Consider the following 23,954-nt stretch of genomic DNA (forward strand, 5'->3'; position numbering starts at 1 on the left):
TTATTATAATCAATTGCTCCATTCCGAAATTCACTAAGATGGTGATTTTTGGAATGGAGCAATTGACCACCTTTCAAAACAACAAAGAATAATGAGACTTTGAAAGGCAAATAAAAATCTTCTTATTTTTTAATCGTATAATAAGTCTTTTTTACAACTGGAATACCACTAGCTGTAATACCTTCTAAAGCAACTTTCACTTTAGTTTCTACACTAGTGTTAAAATAACTTACACTAGCATTCCCTGTTTTATCTGGATTTAAATAAGGATTCCAATAAATGGTATTTCTTACAGCTGCTTTATCGTCTAACGCTGGATTTGGCTTACTTGGATTTGGAACATAAAAAACACGAGCCGTATAGAACCCTTCTATATCTTTTTTAACCGTATTATAAACTTTTATTTTTTGTTTCTTTCCATTTGTAGTAATGGCAATAACGCCTGTTTCTGAATTATAATACCCTCCAAATGATGCTTTAATGCCTTCTATCTTCAAAACATCAGCAGGTTGAACAAAGTCGACTTGTAAATTGTCTACCACATTATAACCATCCAGAACGAAAAGCGGCGGTGCTTGATAACGTGTGAATCGAACAGTGTTATTTCCATCAATGTTTTCTGCAATAGTCCCTGGTATTTTTTGCTGAATAAGCTGATAAATATCTGTAAATTCGGCTGCGCTTGCATCTGCAACATAAGTAAAATCGGCTATTCCAACAATAGAAGTTCTACTATTTTTCTTTTGGGTTGTAATTTTAACATCATTTAAAATATTTTCAGGTTTTACACCAAATGCTACAAATTTCTTAAACACATTTTCAGTTGATTTACTTAATGTTTCTGGAAAACCAATTGTTCCAATTTCAAATGAAACAGGAATCGGATCTTGCTCAATAGGATCTGGTACTATTTCTCCTTTAAACTTTCCTTTTTCATTTCTAGAATTTAAATACATACTAGTTTTTCCTGAAAACATAAGATTTTCAAATTTGTAAACTCCGCCAGCATCAGTAGTAGCATTAAAAATATTAAAACCCTTTTTATTCATTAAACCCAAAGTCATATTTTCACCTACCAATGGCTTATCACCAAGAAGTTGTTTTACTCTTCCAGATATTGTAATTCCTTTTTCTGCTACATAATCAACACTTTCGTTAATTACTGGAGTCGTTTTCCATAAAAAATCTCTCCAACCTTGAGTCAATAGTAAGTTATCTAAGTCTTCTAGTCGCTTTACGTTATTAGAATCAAAATAGTACGCTGGATTATTTACCTTACCTCTAATATCAGATTCCATCAAGAAATAAGAACTAATATTAGTTCCCAAATCTTTGTCCTCTACTTCTCCATTCATATCTGTAACACTTAAAGAAAAACTTGCCGATTTTGCTACTCCTGTTTTTGATTTTGAAGAAACACTTATAGAAGTCTTTTCTTGTGGAATATAACTAGTTTTATCAGTAACTAGCGTCACATCTAAATCATGTTCCTTTTCAACATATACCAAACGCTCACTTTGTGGCTTAGCATTACTATCTAACAAAGTTATTTGACTAATCCCTTCAGGTGTTTTATCTTTTGGCAATTCAAAAGACAATGATGCTTCTGTAAGTGTTTGTGTAGTTTCTAAATAAGAAATTCCTCTTGCTTTACAAATAACCGTAAGAACTCCATTAGGATTTTGTGCCAAGGTTGCTGGATTTGTATTAATGGTTATAATATTTTTCCCTCTGAATAACCTATAATTCAGTAAATATCCTTGCTTGGTAGCTTTTGGCAATTCAACACGAAGTTCTGTTCCTGCTTTGGTTTTTATTTTTGCGTAATACTGCTTCCCTTCAATAGGAATAATTTGAAATTTGCCCATGCCATCATGGGAACTTATAAAAGGGGTAATTAATTCGTTGTTGGAATCGAAGACTTCTCCCGTGACGTCTATTGGCTTCCCACTACTATCAACCGCTTTAAACCCCACAATGCTAGCAACATTTTCTAAAAGAGAACCTCCTTCAGGAAAAAAATCAACTTTAGATGTATTTTTTGCACCACTTGTGAGTGCATCGATTACCTCAGTATTATCATGCTTTTTAGCAGGATCTTTTGCAGGGCCTGGTTCATAAACATTAATAATTTCAATATCTTTTTTAAATACAAAATCATCACCAAAATTCCTATTCCAATTGGTGTATGCACGCAATTGGTAATGTCCCGGTTTAACACCAAGAGAATCCAGCAATTTAAAATCACCATATCCTAAACCAATTTCTAAATTGGTTTTGTTTCTTGTAATTATTTTAGAATCGGGTGCAATTAATTCTACATATAATATATTACTATTATCAAAAAGAAAATTATTATAGGCTCGGACATCATAAGCTTTATACCATAAATCTTCACCAACAAAATAAGTTGATCTATCGGTGTGAAGATATATTTTCTCTATAGCCCCAATGGTTTTCTTTTCCTGCGCCTGCAAAAAACCAATTGATAGAACAAACCCAAAAAAACAAAGCAATATGCTTTTTTTACTGCTACTGAAAGATTCAAACATTTAAAATCAAAATTTATGTTAAACAATATTAAAAAACTGACAAATATATATAAAAAACCTTGTAAAAGTGTGTAAATAACAATTATAAAAAGAATATAATTTTTAATATAAAATTAAAATCTACTTTTTAAAATAGGACTTAAAAAATTAAAAAAGGTTTAAACACTATTCCAAAAATTAACACGTTCTTTCAATAAATACTTTAATTTTTTAGTATATCCGCAAAATAAAGAATTTTGTTCTCTATCAAATTCCAAACTCAAAATCTATTTTTTGCATAACGATAACTAAAATCTTCTTTTTTAATCTTTATTTTAACTGCATATTATTTCTTAATTGTATAATAGGTCTTTTTTACAACTGGAATTCCACTAGCGGTAATCCCTTCCAAAGCTACCTTTACTTTAGTTTCTACATTAGAATTAAAATAATTTACACTCGCATTTCCTGTTTTATCTGGATTTAAATAAGGGTTCCAGTAAATGGTGTTTCTTACTTCTGCTTTTCCATCTAACTCTGGATTGGGTTTGCTTGGATTTGGAACATAAAAAATACGCGCCGTGTAAAATCCTTCTATCGATTTTTTAACAGTATTATAGGATTTTGTTTTTTGTGTATTTCCATTTGTCGTAATAGCAATAACTCCTGTTTCTGAATGATAATATTGTCCACTTTGCATCCCTCTGATTGCTTCTATTTTCAAAACATCAGCGGGTTGAATAAAATCTAACTGAAATCTATCTATCATCGTAAAACCATCTATAACGAAAACTGGTGGCGAATTATAACGGTAAAATCGAACAGTGTTATTTCCATTAACATATTCTGCAATAGTACCTGGGATTTTTTGTTGAATAAGTTGATAAATATCAGGGAACTCCGCCGCACTTTCATCTGCAATATAAGTGAACTCAGGTATTCCAACAATTGAAGTTCCGCTATTTTTCTTTTGGCTAGTAATTTTAACTTCGTTTAAAACATTTTCTGGCTTCACGCCAAAAGCTACAAATTTCTTAAACACATTTTCAGTTGATTTACTTGTTGCTTCAGAAAAACCAATTGTTTGACTTTCAAAAGAAACCGGAATTGGAGGTTGTCCAATAGGTTTTTGCAAAATTTCCCCCCTAAACTTCCCTTTCTCATTCCTAGAATTTAAATACATGTTAGTTTTTCCAGAGAACATAAGATTTTCAAATTTGTAAACTCCCTCAGCATCTGTAACGGAATTAAAAATATTAAGACCTCTTTTATTCATTAAACCCAGTGTCATAGTAACACCCACTAATGGCTTTGCTCCTAGAAGCTGTTTTACTTTTCCAGATATTGTAATTCCTTTTTCTGCTACATAATCAACACTTTCGTTAATTATTGGAGTCGTTTTCCATAGAAATTCTCTCCACCCTTGAGTCAATAGTAAGTTATCTAAATCTTCTAATCGCTTTACATTATTAGAATCAAAATAGTATGCTGGATTATTTACCTTACCTCTAATATCTGATTCCATCAAAAAATAAGAACTAATATTTGTACCAAAGTCTTTATCCTCTTCTTCTCCATTCATATCCGTTACGCTTAAAGAAAAGCTTGCCGATTTTGGCACTCCTGTTTTTGATTTTGAAGAAATACCTATAGAAGTCTTTTCTTGTGGAGTATAACTAGTTTTATTCGTAACTAGCGTCACATCTAAATCATGTTCTTTTTCAACATATACCAAACGCTCACTTTGCGGTTTAGCATTACTATCTAACAATGTTATTTGACTAATGCCTTCGGGAGTTTTATCTTTTGGTAATTCGAAAGATAATGAAGTTTCTGTAAGTGTTTGAGCCGTTTCTAAATAAGAAATTCCTCTTGCTTTACAAACAATTGTAAGTACTCCATTAGGATTTTGCGCCAAGGTTGCTGAATTTGTATTAATAGTGATAATATTTTTCCCCTTCAATAACTTATAATTCAGTAAGTATCCTTGCTTGGTAGCTTTTGGGAGTTCAACACGAAGTTCAGTTCCTGGTTTGGTTTTTATTTTTGCGTAATACTGCTTACCTTCAATAGGAATAATTTGAAATTTCCCCATGCCATCATGAGAACTTACAAAAGAGGTAATCAATTCGTTTTTGGAATCGAAAACTTCTCCCATGACATCTATTGGTTTACCGCCGCTATCAACAGCTTTAAAACCAACAATGCTAGTAACATTTTCTAAAAGAGATCCTCCTTCGGGGAAAAAATCAACTTTAGACGTGTTTTTTTCACCACTTGTAAATGCATTGATTACCTCTGTATTATCATGCTTTTTAGCAGGATCAGGCGCAGGACTTGGTTCAAAAACGTTAATAATTTCTATATCTTTTTTAAATACAAAATCATCACCAAAATTCCTATTCCAATTGGTGTACGCACGCAATTGGTAATGCCCAGGTTTTACACCAAGTGAATCTAATAATTTAAAATCACCATATCCTAAACCAATTTCTAAATTGGTTTTGTTTCTTGTAATTATTTTAGAATCGGGTGCAATTAATTCTACATATAATATATTACTATTGTCAAAAAGAAAATTATTATAGGCTCGGACATCATAAGCTTTATACCATAAATCTTCGCCAACAAAATAAGTTGATCTATCGGTGTGAAGATATATTTTTTCTATAGCTGCAATGGTTTTCTTTTCCTGTGCCTGCAAAAAACCAATTGATAAAACAAACCCAATAAAACAAAGCAACGCGCTTTTTTTATTTCTACTGAAACATTCGAACATTTAAAATCAAAATTTACATTAAACAACTTAAGAAAGACCAAAGAAACATAAAAATAATCTTATTTCTTTATAGTGTAGTACATCTTTTTTACAACTGGAATCCCACTGGCAGTCATCCCCTCTAAAACTACTTTTACTTTAGTTTCTACACTAGAATTGAAATAACTTACACTAGCATTTCCTGTCTTATCTGGATTTAAATAAGGCGTCCAATAAATGGTGTTCCTTACTGCCGCATTATCATCTAACTCCGGATTAGGCTTACTTGGATCTGGAACATAAAAAACACGAGCGGTATAAAATCCTTCTAACTCGTTATATATAGTATGAAAGACTTTTGGTTTTCGTTTATTTCCATTTGTAGTAATGGCAATTACACCCGACTTTGAACCATAATATTGCCCTGATTGTGGTTCTCTGATAGCTTCTATTTTCAAAACTTCAGAGGGTAGAACAAAGTCTAATCGATCAAGTCCCTCTCTAAAACCATCTATAACGAAAACTGGTGGATGTTTATAACGAAAAAACCGAACAGTTAAGCGTGGAAAATCTCCTTCAGTTAATTCTACAGTAGTACCTGGAATTACGTTTTCAATAAGTTGATAAATATCTACAAAATTGGCAGCACTTGTATCTGCAACATAAGTGAATTCTGGTATTCCAATCATTGAAGTACTATCAAATTTCTTTTTGCTAGTAATTTTAACTTCTTTTAAAAAATTATCAGGTTTTCCACCAAAAGCTAAAAATTTCTTGAACACATTTTCAATTGATTGGTTTGTTGTTTCAGGAAAATCAATTGATTCACTTTTAAAAGTAACAGGAATCGCAGGGTTTTCAATCCGTCTTAATACTATTTCGCCTCTAAATTTCCCTTTTGCATTTCTGGTACTTAAATACATTTTTGTTTTTCCAGAGAACATTAGGTTTTCAAATTTAAAACGACCAATAGAATCCGTAACAGCATTAAAAATATTAAAATTCTTTTTATTCATTAAACCCAAAGTCAAATTAGTATTTACCAATGGCTTGGATCCTAGAAGTTGTTTTACTTTTCCTTTTATTGTAATTCCTTTTTCTGCTACATAATCAACACTTTCATTGATTATTGGAGTTGTTTTCCATAAAAATTCTCTCCAACCTTGAGTTAATAACAAGTTATCTAAATCTTCTAATCGCTTTAGATTTTTAGAATTGAAATAATACGCTGGATTATTTACCTTACCTCTGATATCAGATTCCATCAAAAAATAAGAACTAATATTGGTTCCCAAATCTTTGTCCTCTTCTTCTCCATTCATATCTGTTACGCTCAAAGAAAAACTTGCCGATTTTGGCACTCCTGTCTTCGATTTTGAAGAAACAGTTATAGAAACCTTTTCTTCTGGAATATAACTAGTTTTATCCGTAGCTAGTGACACCTCTAAATCATGTTCTTTTTCAATATACACCAAGCGTTCGCTTTGTGGCTTATTATTGCTATCAAATAATGTGATTTGACTTATACCTTCGGGAATTTTATCTTTTGGCAATTCAAAAGACAATGAAGTTTCTATGAGCGTTTGATTACTTTCTAAATATGAAATCCCTCTTGCTTTACAAACCACAGTAAGCACCCCATTGGGATTTTGTGCCAAGGTTTCTGAATTTGTATTAATGGTTATGATATTTTTCCCTTTGAATAACCTATAATTCAATAAATATCCTAGTTTAGTTACTTTTGGAAGTTCACTACGGAGTTCAACCCCTGCTTTGGTTTTTATTTTTGCATAGTACTGCTTCCCTTCAATGGGAATAATTTGAAATTTTCCCATACCATCGTGAGAGCTTACAAAAGAGGTAATTAATTCGTTATTGGAATCAAAAACTTCTCCCGTGACATCTATTGGCTTCCCACTACTATCAACCGCTTTAAAACCCACAATGCTAGCAACATTTTCTAAAAGCGAGCCTCCTTCAGGGAAAAAATCAACTTTAGACATATTTTTTGCACCACTGGTGAATGCATTTATTACTTCAGTATTATCATTCTTTTTAGCAGGATTAGGTGCAGAACCTGGCTGATAAACATTAATAATTTCAATATCTTTTTTAAATACAAAATCGTCACCAAAATTTCTATTCCAATTGGTGTATGCACGCAGTTGATAACGCCCTGGCTTTACCTCAAGAGAATCTAACAATTGAAAATCACCATATCCTAAACCTAACTCTAAATTGGTCTTATTTCTGGCAATTATTTTAGAATCGGATGCAATTAATTCTACATATAAAATATTGCTATTATCAAAAAGAAAGTTATTGTAAGCTCGAACAGCATAGGCTTTATACCATAAATCTTCACCAATAAAATAAGTTGATCTATCAGTGTGAAGATATATTTTCTCTATAGCTGCAATGGTTTTCTTTTCCTGCGCCTGCAAAAAACTAATTGATAGAACAATCCATAAAAAACAAAAAATACGGTAATTTTTATTTCTAGTAAAGGATTCAATCATATAAAATCTAGTTTTAGATTAAACAATTTTTAAAAAAGACCTATAAAACTTATCTACAACAAAATACTAAGCGAATTAAATTTTATTGTTTTTTATAGTGTAATAAGTCTTTTTTACAACAGGAATGCCAGAACCAGTAATTCCCTCTAAAACTACCTTTACTTTAGTTTCAACTTTAGAATTGTAATAATTCACGTTAGCACTTCCTGTCTTATCTGGATGCACATAAGGATTCCAATAAATGGTGTTATTTACGGCTGCTATATCATCTAGCTCTGGGTTAGGCTTTTCTGGATCTGGCGTATAAAAAGTTCGAGCTGCATAATAGCCATCCATTTCTTTTTTAATAAAATTAAAAGTTTTCTTTTTTTGTTTATTTACATTTGTAGTAATTCCAATAACACCTGTTTCTGAACCATAATATAGTGATCCTTCAATCCCTCTGATAGCTTCTATTCTTAAAACATCAGCTGGCTGAATAAAATCTACTTGCGTTTTATCTATCGCTGTAAAACCATCTATAACGAAAAGTGGAAATCCTGTATAACGTGTGAATCTAACAGTGTTATTTCCATCGATAAATTCTGTAATAGTTCCAGGAATTACTTGTTGAATAAGTTGGTAGATATCTATATACTGATCAGCTACCCTAGCATCTGGAAAATAAGTGAACTCTGGTAATCCAACAAGAGCAGCCCTATCATATCTCTTTTGAGTAGTAATTTCAACTTCTTTTAAAATATTTTCTGGCTTTACTCCAAAAGCTACATATTTGGAAAGTACATTATCAACTATTGGCTTTGGTGTTTCTAGCAAAACAATTGGTTCCTTTTCGAAAGAAATAGGAATTGAAGCTCGGTCAATAGAATCTAAGACTATTTTACCGATAGCCTTCCCTTTTTTATCTCTACTATATAAAAGGATTTTGCTTTTCCCTGTAAATGCTACATTTTTAAATATAAAACGCCCTATAGAATCTGTATACGTTTGATAAAAATTAATACCTTTTTTATTCATTAAAGTCATTGAAACTCCACAATTTATTTTTGGCTTTTTACCAAAAAGTTGCTTTATACTTCCAGCTATTATAATTTCTTTTTCCGCTTGGTAGTTCCTACTTTCGTCAATTATTGGAGCAGTTTTCCATAGAAAATCTCTCCAACCTTGTGTTAAGAGTAAGTTGTCTAAATCTTCTAATCGTTTTAAATTAGCTGTATCAAAATAATAGGCGGGATTATTTATTTTCCCCCTAATATCAGATTCCATTAAGAAATAAGTACAAATATTGGAACCAAGGTCTTTGTCCTCTTCCTCTCCATTCATATCAGTAACACTTAAAGAAAAACTGGCCGATTTTGCTACTCCTGCCTTCGATTTTGAAGAAACACTTATAGCAACCTTTTCTTGCGGAATATAATTAGCTTTATCAGTAACTAGAGATACCTCTAAATCATGTTCTTTATCAATGTAAATTAAACGCTCGCTTTGTGGCTTATTATTACTATCCAATAATGTAATTTGATTTATACCATCAGGGCATAAGTCTTTTGGCAATTCAAAAGACAACGAAGTTTCTTTAAGTCTCAGACTGCTTTCTAAATAAGAAATTCCTTTTGCTTTAAAAACCACCGTTAATACTCCATTCGAATTTTGCGCGAAAGTTGCTGAATTTGTATTAATGGTAATAATGTTTTTTCCTTTGAAAGCTCTAAAACTTAACAAATATCCATATTGAATAGCTTTTGGCAATTTTGTACGAAATTCTGATTCTGTTAGCGTTTTTATTTTTGCATAATATTGTTTGCCTTCAATAGGAATAAATTGAAATTTTCCCATCCCATCATGAGAACTCATAAATGAGGTAATCAATTCATCATTAGAATCGAAAACTTCTCCCTTACAATCTATTGGGTTTCCATTATTATCAACTGCCTTAAAACCTACAACGCTAGCAACATTTTCTAAAAGTGAACCTCCTTCAGGGAAAAAATCAACTTTGTACAAACTTTTTTTGCCACTTGTAAATGCATTGATTATCTCAGTATTATCATTCTTTTGAGAAGAATATGGAATAGGACTTGGTTTATAAACATTAATAATTTCAATGTCTTTTTTAAATACAAAATCATCACCAAAATTTCTATTCCAATTGGTATACGCACGTAGTTGATAATGCCCTGGTTTTACTCCAAGGGAATCTGTTAATTTAAAATCGCCATTCCCTAATCCCATTTCTAACTTGGTCTTATTTCTAGCAATTATATTCGAGTCGGAGGAAATTAATTCTACATATAAAACCTTGCTATTATCAAAAAGCAAGTTGTTATACGCACGTACATCATAAGCTTTATACCATAAATCTTCACCAATAAAATAGGTTGATCTGTCGGTATGAAGATATACTTTCTCTATAGCAGCAATCGTTTTCTTTTCCTGAGCCTGTAAAAACCCAATTGATAGTATACAACTAAAAAAACAAAGAAATATGCATTTTTTATTTATAGTAAAGGATTCAAGCATATAAAATCTGATTTTAGATTAAACAATTTTAAAAAAACACCAATAATAAAAAATCAATTATGATTTTACGATTACGACATATGATTAAAAAATTATCAAAAATCATGCCGAATTTAACTTTTTTTAAGTAAAAATATTATTACTATTCATGAAAACAATTGTTTTAAACTATTTTTACTAAAAGCTGAATTAAATAAAAGAGTTTGTTTTGTTAATATCACTATTATTATAGAATGCTTTTTTACTGATTTTAAAACAGTTGAAACCATTCCATTTTAGCGAATCATTCACTATTTTGTAAAAAAATACCCCAAATTCATAGATTAAAATATTTTTTAAATCTGTGAATTCGAGGTAAAGCTTTATCGTTTTTAGGATATTACAACAGAGCCCTAAAAACAATTAATTGTTTTAAAAAATTAAACCAATTCTTTAAAATACTGTAACAAAATGTTGTCATTTTCTAAAGTTGGCGTAAAAATTTCTAATATACTTGGTTTATCATTTTGTTCGTACAAATCCTTTAAACTAGTATCTAAACTAGCTTCATCTTTAGCTATAAGATATTCAAAACCATACATTTTCGCTAAATGCTCAGCAGTCAAAGAATGAAAAGTTTCAAAAAAAGTATTAAAAACTGGTGTTTCTGCATGTCCTGGTAAAATTCTAAAAATACCCCCTCCTCCATTATTTATCAAAATAATTTTGAAATTTTTTGGAATATAATTGTTCCAAAGCGCATTGCTATCGTATAAAAAACTAACGTCACCCGTAATAAAAACTGCTGGTTTAATATTCCCTACTGCTGCTCCAATGGCTGTTGAAGTACTTCCATCGATTCCACTTGTTCCTCGATTGCAATACACTTCAATCGAATTATCAATAGCAATTAATTGAGCATATCTGATTGCCGAACTGTTACTAATTTGCAACTGACTGTTTTTGGGTAAACTACCAAGCACTTTTTCAAAAACTTTCAAGTCCGAAAAAGGAATTTTAGATAAGTAGATTTCGCTCTTTTGATTACGCAATGCTTTAACCGCATCCATTTTACTGAAATAATTACTTTCAATTTTTAAAGTTAATGGCAAAAAGGTCTTAAAAAAAGTATTAGAATCCAGCTCTAAATGTTTCGTTAAACAACCGAAAGTATCATACGCTCTTAAAGAATCTATGTGCCAATGGTGTTTGGGTTGGTATTTTCTTAAGAACGCTTTTACACGTTTAGAAACTACCATTCCTCCAAAAGTGACTAAGATTTCTGGTTGAAATTCCTCAAAATCTTCGGCAGTAAAAGGCGTTATAACAGTATCTATGCTATTTATAAAAGAGGAATGATGCAAATTTGAAGTCGTTTCGGTCATTACCACCACCGATTCATCATTTGCCAAAGCTTCAATAATTGCCGAATCGATTGTATTGGGTTCATTCACACCTACAAGAATCAATTTTCGGGTAGCTGAGTTCCAAAGACTCGCACATTCTAATAACTCTATAGTATCAATTGTCTGCGGCACATTTGCGGAAGCGAAAACTTTACTCTCTACACTTAAATCCGAAACGGTTTCATACAAAGGCTCTTCAAAAGGAGCATTGATATGAACTGGTCCTTTTTTATCAATTGCTGTATTGATAGCTTCATTTATTTTTCTGTCGTTTTCATCTGAAACTTCTTCGGTTAAATTGGCATTATATAAAGAATGGTTTTCAAAAACATTCTGCTGGCGAATGGTTTGGCCATCTCCAATATCTATTTTACTTTGAGGTCTATCCGCAGAAACTACAATAAGCGGAATTTCACTGTAAAAAGCTTCGGCAAGCGCAGGATAATAATTCAACAAAGCCGAACCAGAGGTACAAACAAGCACAGTAGGTTTTCTAGTTTGTTGTGCTATTCCCAAAGCAAAGAAAGCCGCAACACGTTCATCAGCTATGCTATAACATTGAAAAGCGGGGTTACTCGCAAAACCTATCGTTAAAGGTGCATTTCTTGAACCGGGAGATATAATGATATTAGTGATTCCTTTTGCTAAAAAAATTTGAAGAATGCTTTGTGCTAAAGGTATTTTGGGGTAAGTCATTTAAGAGGTTTAAAAGTTTAACGTTTAAAAGTTTAAAACAAAACTTCTAAAATTGTTTTGCAAAGTTACAAAGTTGCTAAAGCTTTTCAGCTGATTTTGGTCATATTTTCATAATTTTGAACAACAAATAATTACCCATGGAAATCAAATTAAGACCTTATCAAACTGGGGATACTCAAGCTATATTAGACATTATCAATTACAACATCCTAAATTCAACTGCCTTATACGATTATAACATTCGAAGTTATGAGCAGCAGAAAGCGATATTAGAAGAAAAAATCAACAAAGGCTTCCCTGTTATTGTTGCTGAATGTGACGGAAAAGTAGCTGGTTTTGGAATGTATAGTGAGTTTCGATTTCGAGAAGCCTATAAATTTACCGTAGAACACTCTGTTTATGTAGACAACGATTATCACGGAATGGGAATTGGAAAAATTTTATTGGCAGAATTAATTCAAATAGCAAAAAAACAGAACCTTCATACGATGATTGCGGTGATTGACGCCGAAAATCAAAGCAGTATTCATTTTCATGAAAAATTTGGTTTTGAAACTGTCGGAATTATAAAAGAATCTGGATATAAATTTGACCGTTGGCTACATTCGGTTTTTATGCAATTGATTTTAGAATAAAATTTGATCTAAGTCTAAAAAGCAAACACGAATTTCACAAATTGCCACGAATTCGTTCGTGAAATTATTACACGAATCAAATTAACCGCATTGATTCGTGTAAATTAGTGAAATTAGTGTTCAAATTTAACCTTTACAATTTGTATAGGCAATGATTCGTATATCAAAACATAATTACCACAGTAAATCATATCCTCACAAAGAATAGTATCTTTGCACTTTTACAAATACTATGGATTTCACTTTGCTCTCTTCTCCCCTACAAGGATTTACTGATTTTCGATTTCGAAATGCCCAAAATAAATATTTTGGAGGAATCGATACTTTTTATTCTCCATACATTCGACTAAACGGAAAACTGGTTATAAAATCATCTTACGAACGCGATTTGCTACCCGAAAATAATTCAGAATTGGAAGTAATTCCACAGGTAATCACAAACGATGCTGAGGAATTTTTATTTGTAGCCAAATATGTTAGAGAATTAGGATACAAAGAATTAAACTGGAATTTAGGATGTCCTTACCCTATGGTTACGAAATCTGGTATGGGTTCTGGGCTTATTAGTAATACCGAAAAAATTAATCATATACTTGAAAGAGCGCATTCTGAAACTGATATTATTGTCTCTATGAAAATGCGTTTGGGATATGACACTACCGAAGAAATTCTAGATGTCTTGCCTATTTTAGACAAATACCCAATTAAAAACATAGCCATACACGCACGTATAGGTAAGCAATTATACAAAGGAGGAGTTCATCTTGATGCGTTCCAACAATGTATCGACAATACTAAGCACAAATTGTATTATAACGGTGATATCACTTCGGTAGCCAAATTCCATGAAATGCAACAGCGTTTCCCATCAATTGACCATTGGATGATTGGCAGAGGATTAATTTCAGATCCTTTTTTGCCAAGCATGATTAAAAATAACTCTTCAGAATATCCTAAGGATAAAATGGAATTATTTAGTGCCTTTCACGATACTTTATACGAAGGTTATAGTGAATCCTTATCTGGTCAGACACATATTCTATTAAAAATGCATCATCTGTGGGAGTACTTTTCTGTAATATTTTCAAATCCGCATAAAGTGCATAAAAACATCAAAAAATCCAAAAGCATCAAGAATTACGAAGCTACGGTTAAGGAAATTATTGCCAAAGAAAAATAATTTTCTAGTTTGTTTTTTTTAAATAAATATCAATAAAACAATTTAATAAACTCCGAATCTTATAAGTTTCAACAGTAAACATGTAACATCTTTAAGTGCGTATGCCAATATATTTGCATCTAATCTTAAACAAAATCATCATGAACCTAAAAAGAATTTTCGGAGCATTACTTACTGTGCTTGGTATAACTGGACTTATTTATGCGGCAGTACTATTTACAGGTACATCGGGTCAGACAAAAGATATTAAATCACTAATTATTTTCGGAGTGTTGGGAATTGTATTTTTCAGCTCAGGAATTAGCTTGGTGCGAACAACAAAAGACGAATCGTAATTTTTTTTAGAATAGCTTTTTTATTTATCTAAAAAAATACATCAGGCATTTTTACAAACATCCTTTGTCACAACAAAAAAGAGCTTGACAACTGCCAAACTCTTTTTATATTGATAAGTAGAATGATTAAAAAACTACGCCTTAATCCAATTCACAACTTCTGGATCTGTTGGTAAGGTTTTTGGAGCAATCACTTTTACTAATTCTCCTTTTTCATTGATAAGATATTTTTGAAAATTCCATTTTACTTCTGAATCTTGCAATCCATTTTTAGACTTTTGAGTCAAAAATTGGTACATAGCACACATATCATCTCCTTTCACAGAAACTTTATCCATCATAGGAAACGTAACTCCATAATTCAATTGACAGAAACTTGCAATTTCTTCTTTAGTTCCTGGCTCTTGTGAATTAAAATTATTAGCAGGAAAACCAACAATTACAAATCCTTTGGCTGAATATTCTTTATACAAAGCTTCTAAATCTTTATATTGTGGCGTTAATCCACATTTTGAAGCGGTGTTTACAATCATTACTTTTTTACCTTTTAAAGAAGCAAAATCAAACGTTTTACCGTATAAATCTTCTACTTTAAACTGATAGATCGTTTGTTTCACTTGTGCTTGAATTTGAATATTAAAAAGGAACATTGCGCATATAGCGACTACTATTTTTTTCATGGTTTATTATTTTTTATAAAATTAATCAAAATCAAAATAACATGTTATCATTTTACTATTAATTATGATTGAAATATTCATTGAGTAGCAAAGAAGCCTGTTGTTATCAACAACAGGCTCCTAAGCAAATTAACTTACAACAATTAAAAAACATACGTAATCATTCCTTTTAAGAAAAAAGGAGTTCCGGGGGTGAAGTGAATTTCTTCAACTGGAGCAGCTTCGTTTCCAACGTTAGTTTTTTCGATGTTGAAGACACCCAACTCATTAGTATGCGCATGACTTTCAGTAGTGGTATTTAGTACATACGCATTTTCTATTGGGTGTCCGAACACATCAATAATTTTACCTTTTACATTTTGAGCATGAGAACATAAGCCAAGTAAAGTCATAAAAAATTATCAGAACTTTTTTCATTAGTATATATGATCATACCAATTAATCATACATTCTATGACTATAAAAACTATTTACGTAATTCTATGAAGTTTGGTTTTAAAAAAATGAAAAAAAAATCGATATTTCACATAAACAACTAATTAACAACAACTTAAATCCAAATTATTTATACCCTTGAATGTTATTTAATTTTTAATGAATTAATAAATTGAATTTTATCAAAGATGTTTTCTTTTTTAAATAAAAACAGCTTAATGATATATAAAAAATAAGCCTCTAATTTCCAATAAATTTGAAATTAGTTACTATTTAAAATGAAATGTATATGTTTGTAAGACATTAATCAAAATCATTATGACTCAGGACGAATTATTAGTTTTAATTTACAAGAAGGATGAAAAAGCTTTTACTCATTTATACGATATGTATTCTAAAAGTTTGTTTGCTGTCATCAATACTTTAGTTAAAAACAGAGAAGAAGCCGAAGATGTTTTGCAAGAAGTCTTTGTGAAAATTTGGAAAAACATCGATTCGTATCACGAAAGTAAAGGGCGTTTTTATACTTGGATTCTTAATATTGCTAGGAATACTTCGATTGACAAACTGAGATCTAAAAATTTTAATAACAGTCAAAAAAACCTTTCCTCCGATAATTTCGTACATCTATTAGACGACAGTAACAAACTATCGCATATAATTGATTCAATTGGAATTCAAGAATTTGTAAAAAAACTGAAACCCAAGTGTATTGAAATTATAGATTTGTTATTCTTTAAAGGATATACACAACAAGAAGCCTCTGAGGAATTGGCCATTCCTTTGGGAACTGTCAAAACACACAACAGAAATTGTATTAACGATTTACGACTTTATTTAAAATTATAATGGATACAAAACAATATATAGACTCAGGGATTTTAGAACTTTATGTGTACGGTTTACTCAGTGAAACCGAAAACATAGAAGTTGCTGCTTTGGCAAAAGAACATAGCGAAATAAACGATGAAATAATTTCAATAGAAAAAGCGATTGTTGCTTTATCGTCTACATTTTCACCTTTTCATTCGGTTGCTAACTATGAAAAAATCAAAGCTAAATTAGAGTTGAAACATGGAAAAGTAATAGAAATGACGCCAAGCAAATCAAGATATGCTTATGTGGGTTGGGCCGCTGCTGTTATTTTACTTTTAGGAATTGGTTATCAATATCAACAACTGAACGAGACCAGTAATCAAGTGGTTTCTATCAATTCTGAAAAAGAAAATTTAATTAAGGCAGTCGATTCATTAGCATTGAAAAATAAAACTATCGAAACAAGTTTAGCGGTGGTTCGCGATCCAAAAAATACTGTAGTAACATTAGGAGGGCAAGTAGTCTCCCCTACTTCATCTGCAAAAATATATTGGAACAAAGAAACGAAAGTGGTTTATGTTGATGCATCAGGTTTGCCAAAACCTCCAAAAGGAATGGTTTATCAGGTTTGGGCATTAAAATTAGCACCAGTTTTAACTCCGACAAGCATTGGATTATTGAAAAATTTCGATACCAACGAACAAAAACTATTCGAAGTTAGCGATACTGGTTATGCCGAAGCTTTTGGAATTACTTTAGAACCAGAAGGAGGAAGTTTAGCGCCTACTATGGAACAATTATATACTTTAGGAAAAGTTTAGTTTAATACTAATTATATTAAAAAAAAGATGCCCCAAAAAGGGGCATCAATTAACTAACTGTAATTGATAATTGACATTAGGTTGCTTTCTTTTAACTAACTAAACAAAACCTTACTATGAAAAATAACCTACTAATTTTCAAAGAGATACAAACCTAATACCGTTATCTTTTAGTTATATTTCAAATACCATGCCAAACACCAATAAAGAGCACTTTTCACCCACTAAAAGGCAGATAACTAGCACTTTATAAGTTTTTTACTGTTTTAAAAGTCTTAAAAGTATTTATTATATAAAAAAGAGGTTCAAATTGACATTTGAACCTCTTTCTATTTGTTATATTGTCATTAGACAAATTACTTCTTCTTATAAAACTTTCTATATTTTGGATAAGTCACAGCTCCAATCAAAGAAATTGTACCCAAAGAATACCAAATCCAACTCAATGAATGTGCCTCACCACTTGCGTAAGAATGCAATCCTACTAAGTGAAAGTTTACTCCATAATAAGTAAATAGAATAGATATAAAAGCAAACATACTCATTAGATTAAAAATCCATTTTCCTCTTAATGAAGGTACAAATCGAGCATGAATCACAAAGGCATAAACCATAATACTAATTAATGCCCAAGTTTCTTTTGGATCCCATCCCCAATAACGTCCCCAACTTTCATTAGCCCATTGTCCTCCAAGGAAGTTTCCGATAGTCAACATAATCAAACCAATGGTCAAAGACATTTCGTTGATGTAAGTAATCTCTTTTATATTCAGCGCCATCTTGGTTTTGTTTTTCTCATTGGTACAAAAGATCAAAACAAGTGATACAAAACCTAAAATCATCCCTAAAGCAAACGGTCCATAACTAGCTACAATAACTGCCACGTGGATCATTAACCAATATGAATTAAGAACAGGCTGTAAATTGGCAATTTCTGGATCTATCCAATTGGCGTAAGCCGCCGTAAGTATCATTGCTGTTACAAATGCTGCCGAAGCCACAGTTAATTTTGATTTTATGTCAAATGCCAATCCAAAAAACATCGTTGCCCAAGCCACATATACAATAGCTTCATATGCATTACTCCAAGGTGCGTGTCCAGAAATATACCAACGTGCTCCTAATGTAAGAGTATGCAAAAGAAATAACACAGCAATAACGACATGCATAGAGTTGACTAAAATGCGTATTATTTTTGAATCTTTAAATATTTGTAGAATAGTAAATAACATCATCAAAATAGCGGCAAACAAATATGCATAAGGCAACTTTTGAAGTAAGTCATATTTATTATAAGCAATCTCTAAGTTGATTTTGTCTTCACTTGGTCTTACTTTCGCCCCAAATTTCTTCTGAAAACCATCAATACTTACCAATAATTCATCGGCAGTTTTATAGTTTTTAGTTTGAATAGCATGGCTTAATGTTCCAAAATAAAGTGGCAAAATACTTTTAGTATAAGTAGAATCCATTCCTTTTAAACCTGCATGCTCCAGTTCTAAATAAGAAATCCATTTATTATTTGGATCATTCGGAATTGGAAAAATTCTTAAAATACTTCCGCTTAATGCCGATTCCATTAAGTTTACCTTTTTATCAGTTTCAACGAAATCTTTTTCAAATTGATTTGGATTTCCTGCTTTGTATGCTGCATCTAAATAAGGTGACAATTTATAATTTCCTTTCTCATCGAAGAAGGAAATAAAAGGAGCGTATTGATCTTTAGAGTCAATTCCGATAATTTTTCGGATACTATCGTTTCCAGATTTTATATAAACAAGCGGAATTTCAATCCATAATTGTGCACTTTGTGTCATTGACAAAAACACCTGATCAGAATTCATTCCGTTATACGTATCCGAATGGCTAACTTTTCGCAACAATTCAGACGAGAAAGTATTAATAGGTTTCATTCTACCGCCAGCATCCTGAATAATCAATCGACCAAATTTTGCAGCATGTTCTTTTGTTACCGTAAAAGAAGTCAAAACAGAATCTAATTGCTTTTGAGTTGGTTTTATGCGTACATGTGCAGGACCTGCACTTTCCGTACTTGCATCACCAGCATGATCATGTTCGTGGTTGTGATTATGTCCTGCTGGATCTTGAGCAAATCCAGTAATACTAAAGAACAATACCAAAATTGTTATAAGTTTTGCTTTTTTATTTTTTACAACATCCAATTTTCTTTTCAAATCGGCAAAACGAGAATTTTTAACAAACATAATCGCCATCATACTAAAAAACAACATAAAGTACCCAATATAAGTAATAGTCGTTCCCCAATAATCATGATTTACAGACAAAACTGTTCCTTTTTCGTCTGGATCAAATGAAGATTGAAAAAAGCGATATCCTTCATGATCCAATACATTATTCATAAAAATTCGAGCATCAAATGGCTTAACAGAATCCTGAACCGTTACCTGACTCTCAAAAGAAGAATAACTTTTCTCTGTACCTGGATATTTACTAGCGATAAAATCATTTAATTTTATTTTGAAAGGCAGTGTATACGCTTTACTTCCGTAGAAAAAAGAATATTCTACATTTCCTATTTTTACAGTTTTAGGGTCACCAACTTTCCCCTTAGAACCTAATAATGTTACCAATTCTTCCTTGCCATTAGCAGTCAACTTTATAACTAAAGCATCATCATGATTTTTTTCTTTAAAATCATTTTTAGTTTCATAATCAATTACTCCTGTCACTGCTGGATCTGGAAAAACAAAACGAATATCCCCAATACTATACAACGAACGCATCATCAAAGGTTGTTCGATGTCTTTTACAACTTTGCCCTGTAACTTATCTGCCATTCGCATAAAATTACCTTCAAAAGGCATTTGAATTTTATAATCACCATCGGTAGTTATGATATTTATAGCACCATCAGTATGTTTATTCAATGCGAAAAGGACATTATGAATGTTTTGTACCTCACCTGATTTTAAAAAATGTTCTTCTCTGCCGCCATCACCAGCTTCTACCAATTTAAAATACAAAGTCCCTTTTGGATCAGGTTTTACGTATTCTTTGGCTCCCATAATATAATTTTGATATTGCACTTCAAATGGAGCTCCTCCAAAATCACCTTTCATCGAAAAATCATTATCGGTAACTGGTGATAATAAAAGTGATTTATCAAAAACTCTGCGTCTCATTTCTCCTTTGTATTCTCCATCAACAAAAAGAGTCAAAAACATTTTATCTGAGTAAAATTGATTTTCGGCAGCACCTTCTCTAATAGGCATCATTCCTTCAAAACTAATATAACGCGTAGTGAAAGCCCCAGCGATTATAAATACAAAAGCCAAATGAAGCATTAAAGTTGCCCATTTTTCTTTTCTTAATAAATTATAACGTTTAATATTTCCAATGAAATTAATCATAAAAAAGCCCATAATAGCTTCAAACCACCAAGTGTTATAGATTAAAATTCGAGCGGTATCAGTATTGTATTTACTTTCGATAAAAGTTCCGGTACCCATTGCAATTGCAAAAGTTAAGAACAACATAGCCATTAATCGAGTGGAGAATAGAACAGAGAATAATTTTTTATCCATTTGGGAATAAATTTCGTTTGTATAAAGTGTCGCAAAAGTACTTAAAAATGTCCATTTGTTTTAGAATGCAATTGTTAATTTAAACCAAAATTAGTATGCTTTTTTTAGCAAAAAACAATAAAACATGCCTCGTGCTGTTATATCATCAATCAAAATTTTGAATTCAACTCTTCTTTTTTTTTGTTAATTTTGCCAAATGATTAAAATAGCGATTATAGGTTCAGGAAATGTAGCGCAACACCTTATTGATGCTTTCGCAAAAAGCAAAGCAATAGACGTCATTCAGGTATTTTCAAGAACCCAAAACCAAATTATTTCCAATATTGATTTTAGTAAAATCACTACTGATTGGAATGCTTTGAAAGAAGCTGATTTGTATATTATTGCAGTTTCTGATGATGCTATTACTAAGGTTTCTTCACAATTACCTTTTGAGAATCGATTAGTGGTTCATACTTCTGGAAGTGCACCGTTAACCTCTTTGGATAACAAAAACAGAAAAGGTGTTTTTTACCCTTTGCAAACCTTTACCAAAGGAAAAGCAATCGATTTTAAAACCATTCCGCTTTGTCTTGAAACTCAGATTGAAAAAGATTATACTATTTTAAATGAAGTGGCGGTTTCCATTTCAAACAACGTATACTCTATTGATTCTAATCAACGAAAAGCATTGCATGTGGCTGCCGTTTTTGTTAATAATTTCACTAATCATTTATACCAAATAGGAAATGAAATCTGTCAGGAAAATAATGTTCCTTTCAATATTTTAAAACCTTTAATCCTTGAAACTGCCGAAAAAATAATGACGCTTTCGCCAAAAGATGCTCAAACTGGTCCTGCAAAACGCAATGATAGTACAACTATCAATGCGCATGAATCTTTTTTATCCGATGAAAATCAATCTAAAATTTATAAAATATTAACCCAATCTATACAAAATCATGGCAAAAAGCTATAAAGAAATAATGAATGATATTACTACGTTTATTTTTGACGTAGATGGCGTACTTACTGACGGTTCTGTCTTTGTTACTAATGAAGGAGACATGCTAAGAACAATGAATATTCGGGATGGTTACGCCATGAAAGCTGCTATAGAAAGTGGTTATCATGTATGCATTATTTCGGGAGGAAGTAACGAAGGAGTTCGAGTGCGGTTACGTAATTTAGGAATTACCGATATTCATTTGGGAACACCAGATAAAGTAAAAACTTTCAAAGAATATACTGATGTTAACGGTATTAATCCAGAACAGGTTTTGTATATGGGCGATGATATTCCAGATTTTCATGTAATGAAATTAGTTGGATTACCAAGTTGTCCCCAAGATGCTGCTCCCGAAATAAAAACAATTTCAAAGTATATTTCACATAAAAACGGAGGAAAAGCCGCTGTTCGCGATGTTATTGAACAAGTGATGAAAGTACAAGGAAAATGGATGGAGTATTTTGATGGAAAACATGACTAAGTGATTTTAGAATTCAGATTGCAGATTTTAGATTGCAGAGATCAGAGAGTATAACTTTATTATAACTCAAATTTTACAATTTACAATTCACCATTTACCATTCATTATGAAATACCTCAAACTAATACGTTACCAGAACCTACTGATGCTCGCTTTAATGCAATTGCTTTTTAGATATGGATTTTTAAATTATCAAAGCATCCCTTTGGCTTTAAACGATTGGCAATATCTGGTATTAGTATTGGCTACCGTTATGATTGCGGCTGGCGGCTATGTGATTAATAATATCATGGATCAGGCAACTGATAATGATAATAAACCCAATCAAGTTGTTGTTGGCAAAAGTATTTCCGAAGTCAGTGCCTACAATGTTTATTTTTTTGTAACTATTTTGGGTGTTGGAGCAGGTTTTTATTTGTCGAATGTGATTGAAAAACCAGGATTTTCAGCTATCTTTATTGGTATTTCCGCAACTTTATATCTTTATGCTACCAGTCTAAAACAGATGTTGCTTATCGGAAATTTTGTTGTGGCTCTTTTGCTTGCTTTTAGCGTGGTTATCATTGGTGTTTTCGATCTTTTACCAGTGATCAATCCAGGGAATAAAATAATTATGGCCGACTTGTTTTCGGTACTTTTGGATTATGCTTTATTTGCCTTCGTCATTAATTTTATTAGAGAAATTGTAAAAGATCTCGAAGATGTTAATGGAGATTATAATCAAGGAATGAATACTTTACCAATTGCTCTAGGCATAAAACGCACATCAAAAGTAGTGTTAGTTTTAAGTTTGATTCCTTTAGTAATGGTTATCTTTTATATTAAAACTTACATTTTTGCCAATAATTTATATTTAGCAACATTATATTCTTTAATATTTATAGTCGCTCCATTACTCTATTTTGCAATAAAAATGGCCGATGCCAAAAAAACTAAAGATTTCCATCACCTAAGCACTATTTTAAAACTGATTATTTTATTTGGATTATTTTCCATTGCCATTATTACTTATAATATTCTTCATCATGCTTAAAGAAAAACTCAAAAATCACAAACTCATATTAGCTTCGGGTTCACCGAGAAGACAACAATTTTTTAAAGATTTAGACTTAGATTTTGAAATTCGTCTAAAAGATATTGAAGAAATTTTTCCACCCGAACTAAAAGCAGAAGAAATAACAAACTATCTCGCTGAGCTGAAAGCCAGTGCTTTTGAGGGTGAATTACAACCCAATGAAATTTTGGTTACAAGTGATACTATTGTTTGGCACAATAATTGCCCTTTAGGTAAGCCTAAGGATCATCAAGATGCTTTTAATATTCTAAAATCATTATCGAATGCTACGCACGAAGTCATCACTTCGGTATGTTTCAAGACAAATTTGTCTATAAATTTAATTACCGAAACAACAAAAGTTACCTTTAATACGTTAAGTGACGAAGCTATTCTTTATTATTTAGAAAATTACAAGCCTTATGACAAAGCTGGAGCCTATGGAATACAGGAATGGATTGGTTTTATTGGCGTATCAAAAGTTGAAGGATCTTATGCTAATGTGATGGGATTGCCTACTGATAAAGTATTTGCTTATTTAAACAATTTATAAA

At 31.6% G+C, this 23,954-nt stretch carries 17 protein-coding genes; 9 read left to right on the forward strand and 8 right to left on the reverse strand.

Annotation, left to right across the window (positions count from 1 at the left end):
* Positions 1-122: 122 nt before the first annotated feature.
* The 5 genes from ACUN3A_RS00750 to menD form a co-directional block, all read right to left on the reverse strand.
* Positions 123-2,552 (reverse strand): hypothetical protein, encoded by a 2,430-nt coding sequence (locus tag ACUN3A_RS00750; RefSeq protein ID WP_445549437.1) that lies wholly within the window; start codon positions 2,550-2,552, stop codon positions 123-125.
* Positions 2,553-2,877: 325 nt separating this feature from the next.
* Positions 2,878-5,310, reverse strand: coding sequence for a hypothetical protein (locus ACUN3A_RS00755; protein ID WP_445549438.1), 2,433 nt, complete (start codon positions 5,308-5,310; stop codon positions 2,878-2,880).
* 59 nt (positions 5,311-5,369) lie between these two features.
* Positions 5,370-7,808 carry a hypothetical protein gene (locus tag ACUN3A_RS00760; RefSeq protein ID WP_445549439.1) on the reverse strand — a complete coding sequence of 813 codons (2,439 nt, stop codon included), beginning with the start codon at positions 7,806-7,808 and terminating at the stop codon, positions 5,370-5,372.
* A gap of 75 nt (positions 7,809-7,883) precedes the next feature.
* A complete protein-coding gene (locus tag ACUN3A_RS00765; protein ID WP_445549440.1) occupies positions 7,884-10,328 on the reverse strand; it encodes a hypothetical protein in 2,445 nt (814 codons plus the stop codon).
* Positions 10,329-10,747: 419 nt separating this feature from the next.
* Entirely contained in the window at positions 10,748-12,409 is a 1,662-nt protein-coding gene (menD, locus tag ACUN3A_RS00770) for a 2-succinyl-5-enolpyruvyl-6-hydroxy-3-cyclohexene-1-carboxylic-acid synthase (RefSeq protein WP_445549441.1), read from the reverse strand.
* Between the two features lie 137 nt (positions 12,410-12,546).
* On the opposite strand from menD, the gene ACUN3A_RS00775 reads away from it, so the two are divergent.
* The 3 genes from ACUN3A_RS00775 (at position 12,547) to ACUN3A_RS00785 (ending at position 14,559) form a co-directional block, all read left to right on the forward strand.
* Positions 12,547-13,044, forward strand: a complete 498-nt coding sequence (locus tag ACUN3A_RS00775) for a GNAT family N-acetyltransferase (protein WP_445549442.1) — start codon at positions 12,547-12,549, stop codon at positions 13,042-13,044.
* A 232-nt stretch (positions 13,045-13,276) separates the two neighbouring features.
* Positions 13,277-14,224, forward strand: coding sequence for a tRNA dihydrouridine synthase (locus ACUN3A_RS00780; protein WP_445549443.1), 948 nt, complete (start codon positions 13,277-13,279; stop codon positions 14,222-14,224).
* Between the two features lie 140 nt (positions 14,225-14,364).
* Positions 14,365-14,559 carry a hypothetical protein gene (locus ACUN3A_RS00785; RefSeq protein ID WP_445549444.1) on the forward strand — a complete coding sequence of 65 codons (195 nt, stop codon included), beginning with the start codon at positions 14,365-14,367 and terminating at the stop codon, positions 14,557-14,559.
* Positions 14,560-14,693: 134 nt separating this feature from the next.
* On the opposite strand, the gene ACUN3A_RS00790 is transcribed toward ACUN3A_RS00785, so the two are convergent.
* Complete coding sequence (locus ACUN3A_RS00790) at positions 14,694-15,239, reverse strand: glutathione peroxidase (RefSeq protein ID WP_445549445.1); 546 nt, start codon at positions 15,237-15,239, stop codon at positions 14,694-14,696.
* A gap of 143 nt (positions 15,240-15,382) precedes the next feature.
* Positions 15,383-15,631 (reverse strand): hypothetical protein, encoded by a 249-nt coding sequence (locus tag ACUN3A_RS00795; RefSeq protein ID WP_445549446.1) that lies wholly within the window; start codon positions 15,629-15,631, stop codon positions 15,383-15,385.
* Between the two features lie 361 nt (positions 15,632-15,992).
* Here ACUN3A_RS00795 and ACUN3A_RS00800 point away from each other — a divergent pair, with 361 nt between their 5' ends.
* Together ACUN3A_RS00800 and ACUN3A_RS00805 are read left to right on the forward strand one after the other, a co-directional pair.
* Positions 15,993-16,523, forward strand: a complete 531-nt coding sequence (locus tag ACUN3A_RS00800; protein WP_445549447.1) for an RNA polymerase sigma factor — start codon at positions 15,993-15,995, stop codon at positions 16,521-16,523.
* Entirely contained in the window at positions 16,523-17,311 is a 789-nt protein-coding gene (locus ACUN3A_RS00805; protein ID WP_445549448.1) for an anti-sigma factor, read from the forward strand. Before ACUN3A_RS00800 ends, ACUN3A_RS00805 begins: the two co-directional genes overlap by 1 nt.
* Before the next feature lie 356 nt (positions 17,312-17,667).
* On the opposite strand, the gene ccsA is transcribed toward ACUN3A_RS00805, so the two are convergent.
* Entirely contained in the window at positions 17,668-20,877 is a 3,210-nt protein-coding gene (ccsA, locus tag ACUN3A_RS00810; RefSeq protein WP_445549449.1) for a cytochrome c biogenesis protein CcsA, read from the reverse strand.
* 196 nt (positions 20,878-21,073) lie between these two features.
* On the opposite strand from ccsA, the gene ACUN3A_RS00815 reads away from it, so the two are divergent.
* The 4 genes from ACUN3A_RS00815 to ACUN3A_RS00830 all read left to right on the forward strand — a co-directional run bounded on the left by ACUN3A_RS00815 (position 21,074) and on the right by ACUN3A_RS00830 (position 23,953).
* Complete coding sequence (locus ACUN3A_RS00815; RefSeq protein WP_445549450.1) at positions 21,074-21,835, forward strand: Rossmann-like and DUF2520 domain-containing protein; 762 nt, start codon at positions 21,074-21,076, stop codon at positions 21,833-21,835.
* Positions 21,819-22,346, forward strand: a complete 528-nt coding sequence (locus ACUN3A_RS00820; protein ID WP_445549451.1) for a KdsC family phosphatase — start codon at positions 21,819-21,821, stop codon at positions 22,344-22,346. The genes ACUN3A_RS00815 and ACUN3A_RS00820 overlap by 17 nt, the downstream gene beginning before the upstream one ends.
* Positions 22,347-22,452: 106 nt before the next feature.
* Complete coding sequence (locus ACUN3A_RS00825) at positions 22,453-23,379, forward strand: geranylgeranylglycerol-phosphate geranylgeranyltransferase (protein WP_445549452.1); 927 nt, start codon at positions 22,453-22,455, stop codon at positions 23,377-23,379.
* Positions 23,372-23,953 carry a Maf-like protein gene (locus ACUN3A_RS00830; protein WP_445549453.1) on the forward strand — a complete coding sequence of 194 codons (582 nt, stop codon included), beginning with the start codon at positions 23,372-23,374 and terminating at the stop codon, positions 23,951-23,953. Before ACUN3A_RS00825 ends, ACUN3A_RS00830 begins: the two co-directional genes overlap by 8 nt.
* The last annotated feature ends 1 nt before the right edge of the window (position 23,954 follow it).

The organism is Flavobacterium sp. WC2509 (assembly GCF_052683105.1).

Excerpts from the sequence above, each read along its gene's own strand:
- ccsA (WP_445549449.1), bottom strand. The coding sequence starts at position 20,877 with ATGGATAAAAAATTATTCTCTGTTCTATTCTCCACTCGATTAATGGCT.
- ACUN3A_RS00820 (WP_445549451.1), top strand. The coding sequence starts at position 21,819 with ATGGCAAAAAGCTATAAAGAAATAATGAATGATATTACTACGTTTATT.
- ACUN3A_RS00830 (WP_445549453.1), top strand. The coding sequence starts at position 23,372 with ATGCTTAAAGAAAAACTCAAAAATCACAAACTCATATTAGCTTCGGGT.
- ACUN3A_RS00790 (WP_445549445.1), bottom strand. The coding sequence starts at position 15,239 with ATGAAAAAAATAGTAGTCGCTATATGCGCAATGTTCCTTTTTAATATT.
- menD (WP_445549441.1), bottom strand. The coding sequence starts at position 12,409 with ATGACTTACCCCAAAATACCTTTAGCACAAAGCATTCTTCAAATTTTT.
- ACUN3A_RS00780 (WP_445549443.1), top strand. The coding sequence starts at position 13,277 with ATGGATTTCACTTTGCTCTCTTCTCCCCTACAAGGATTTACTGATTTT.
- ACUN3A_RS00805 (WP_445549448.1), top strand. The coding sequence starts at position 16,523 with ATGGATACAAAACAATATATAGACTCAGGGATTTTAGAACTTTATGTG.
- ACUN3A_RS00775 (WP_445549442.1), top strand. The coding sequence starts at position 12,547 with ATGGAAATCAAATTAAGACCTTATCAAACTGGGGATACTCAAGCTATA.
- ACUN3A_RS00785 (WP_445549444.1), top strand. The coding sequence starts at position 14,365 with ATGAACCTAAAAAGAATTTTCGGAGCATTACTTACTGTGCTTGGTATA.
- ACUN3A_RS00750 (WP_445549437.1), bottom strand. The coding sequence starts at position 2,552 with ATGTTTGAATCTTTCAGTAGCAGTAAAAAAAGCATATTGCTTTGTTTT.
- ACUN3A_RS00765 (WP_445549440.1), bottom strand. The coding sequence starts at position 10,328 with ATGCTTGAATCCTTTACTATAAATAAAAAATGCATATTTCTTTGTTTT.
- ACUN3A_RS00815 (WP_445549450.1), top strand. The coding sequence starts at position 21,074 with ATGATTAAAATAGCGATTATAGGTTCAGGAAATGTAGCGCAACACCTT.
- ACUN3A_RS00760 (WP_445549439.1), bottom strand. The coding sequence starts at position 7,808 with ATGATTGAATCCTTTACTAGAAATAAAAATTACCGTATTTTTTGTTTT.
- ACUN3A_RS00825 (WP_445549452.1), top strand. The coding sequence starts at position 22,453 with ATGAAATACCTCAAACTAATACGTTACCAGAACCTACTGATGCTCGCT.
- ACUN3A_RS00795 (WP_445549446.1), bottom strand. The coding sequence starts at position 15,631 with ATGACTTTACTTGGCTTATGTTCTCATGCTCAAAATGTAAAAGGTAAA.
- ACUN3A_RS00755 (WP_445549438.1), bottom strand. The coding sequence starts at position 5,310 with ATGTTCGAATGTTTCAGTAGAAATAAAAAAAGCGCGTTGCTTTGTTTT.
- ACUN3A_RS00800 (WP_445549447.1), top strand. The coding sequence starts at position 15,993 with ATGACTCAGGACGAATTATTAGTTTTAATTTACAAGAAGGATGAAAAA.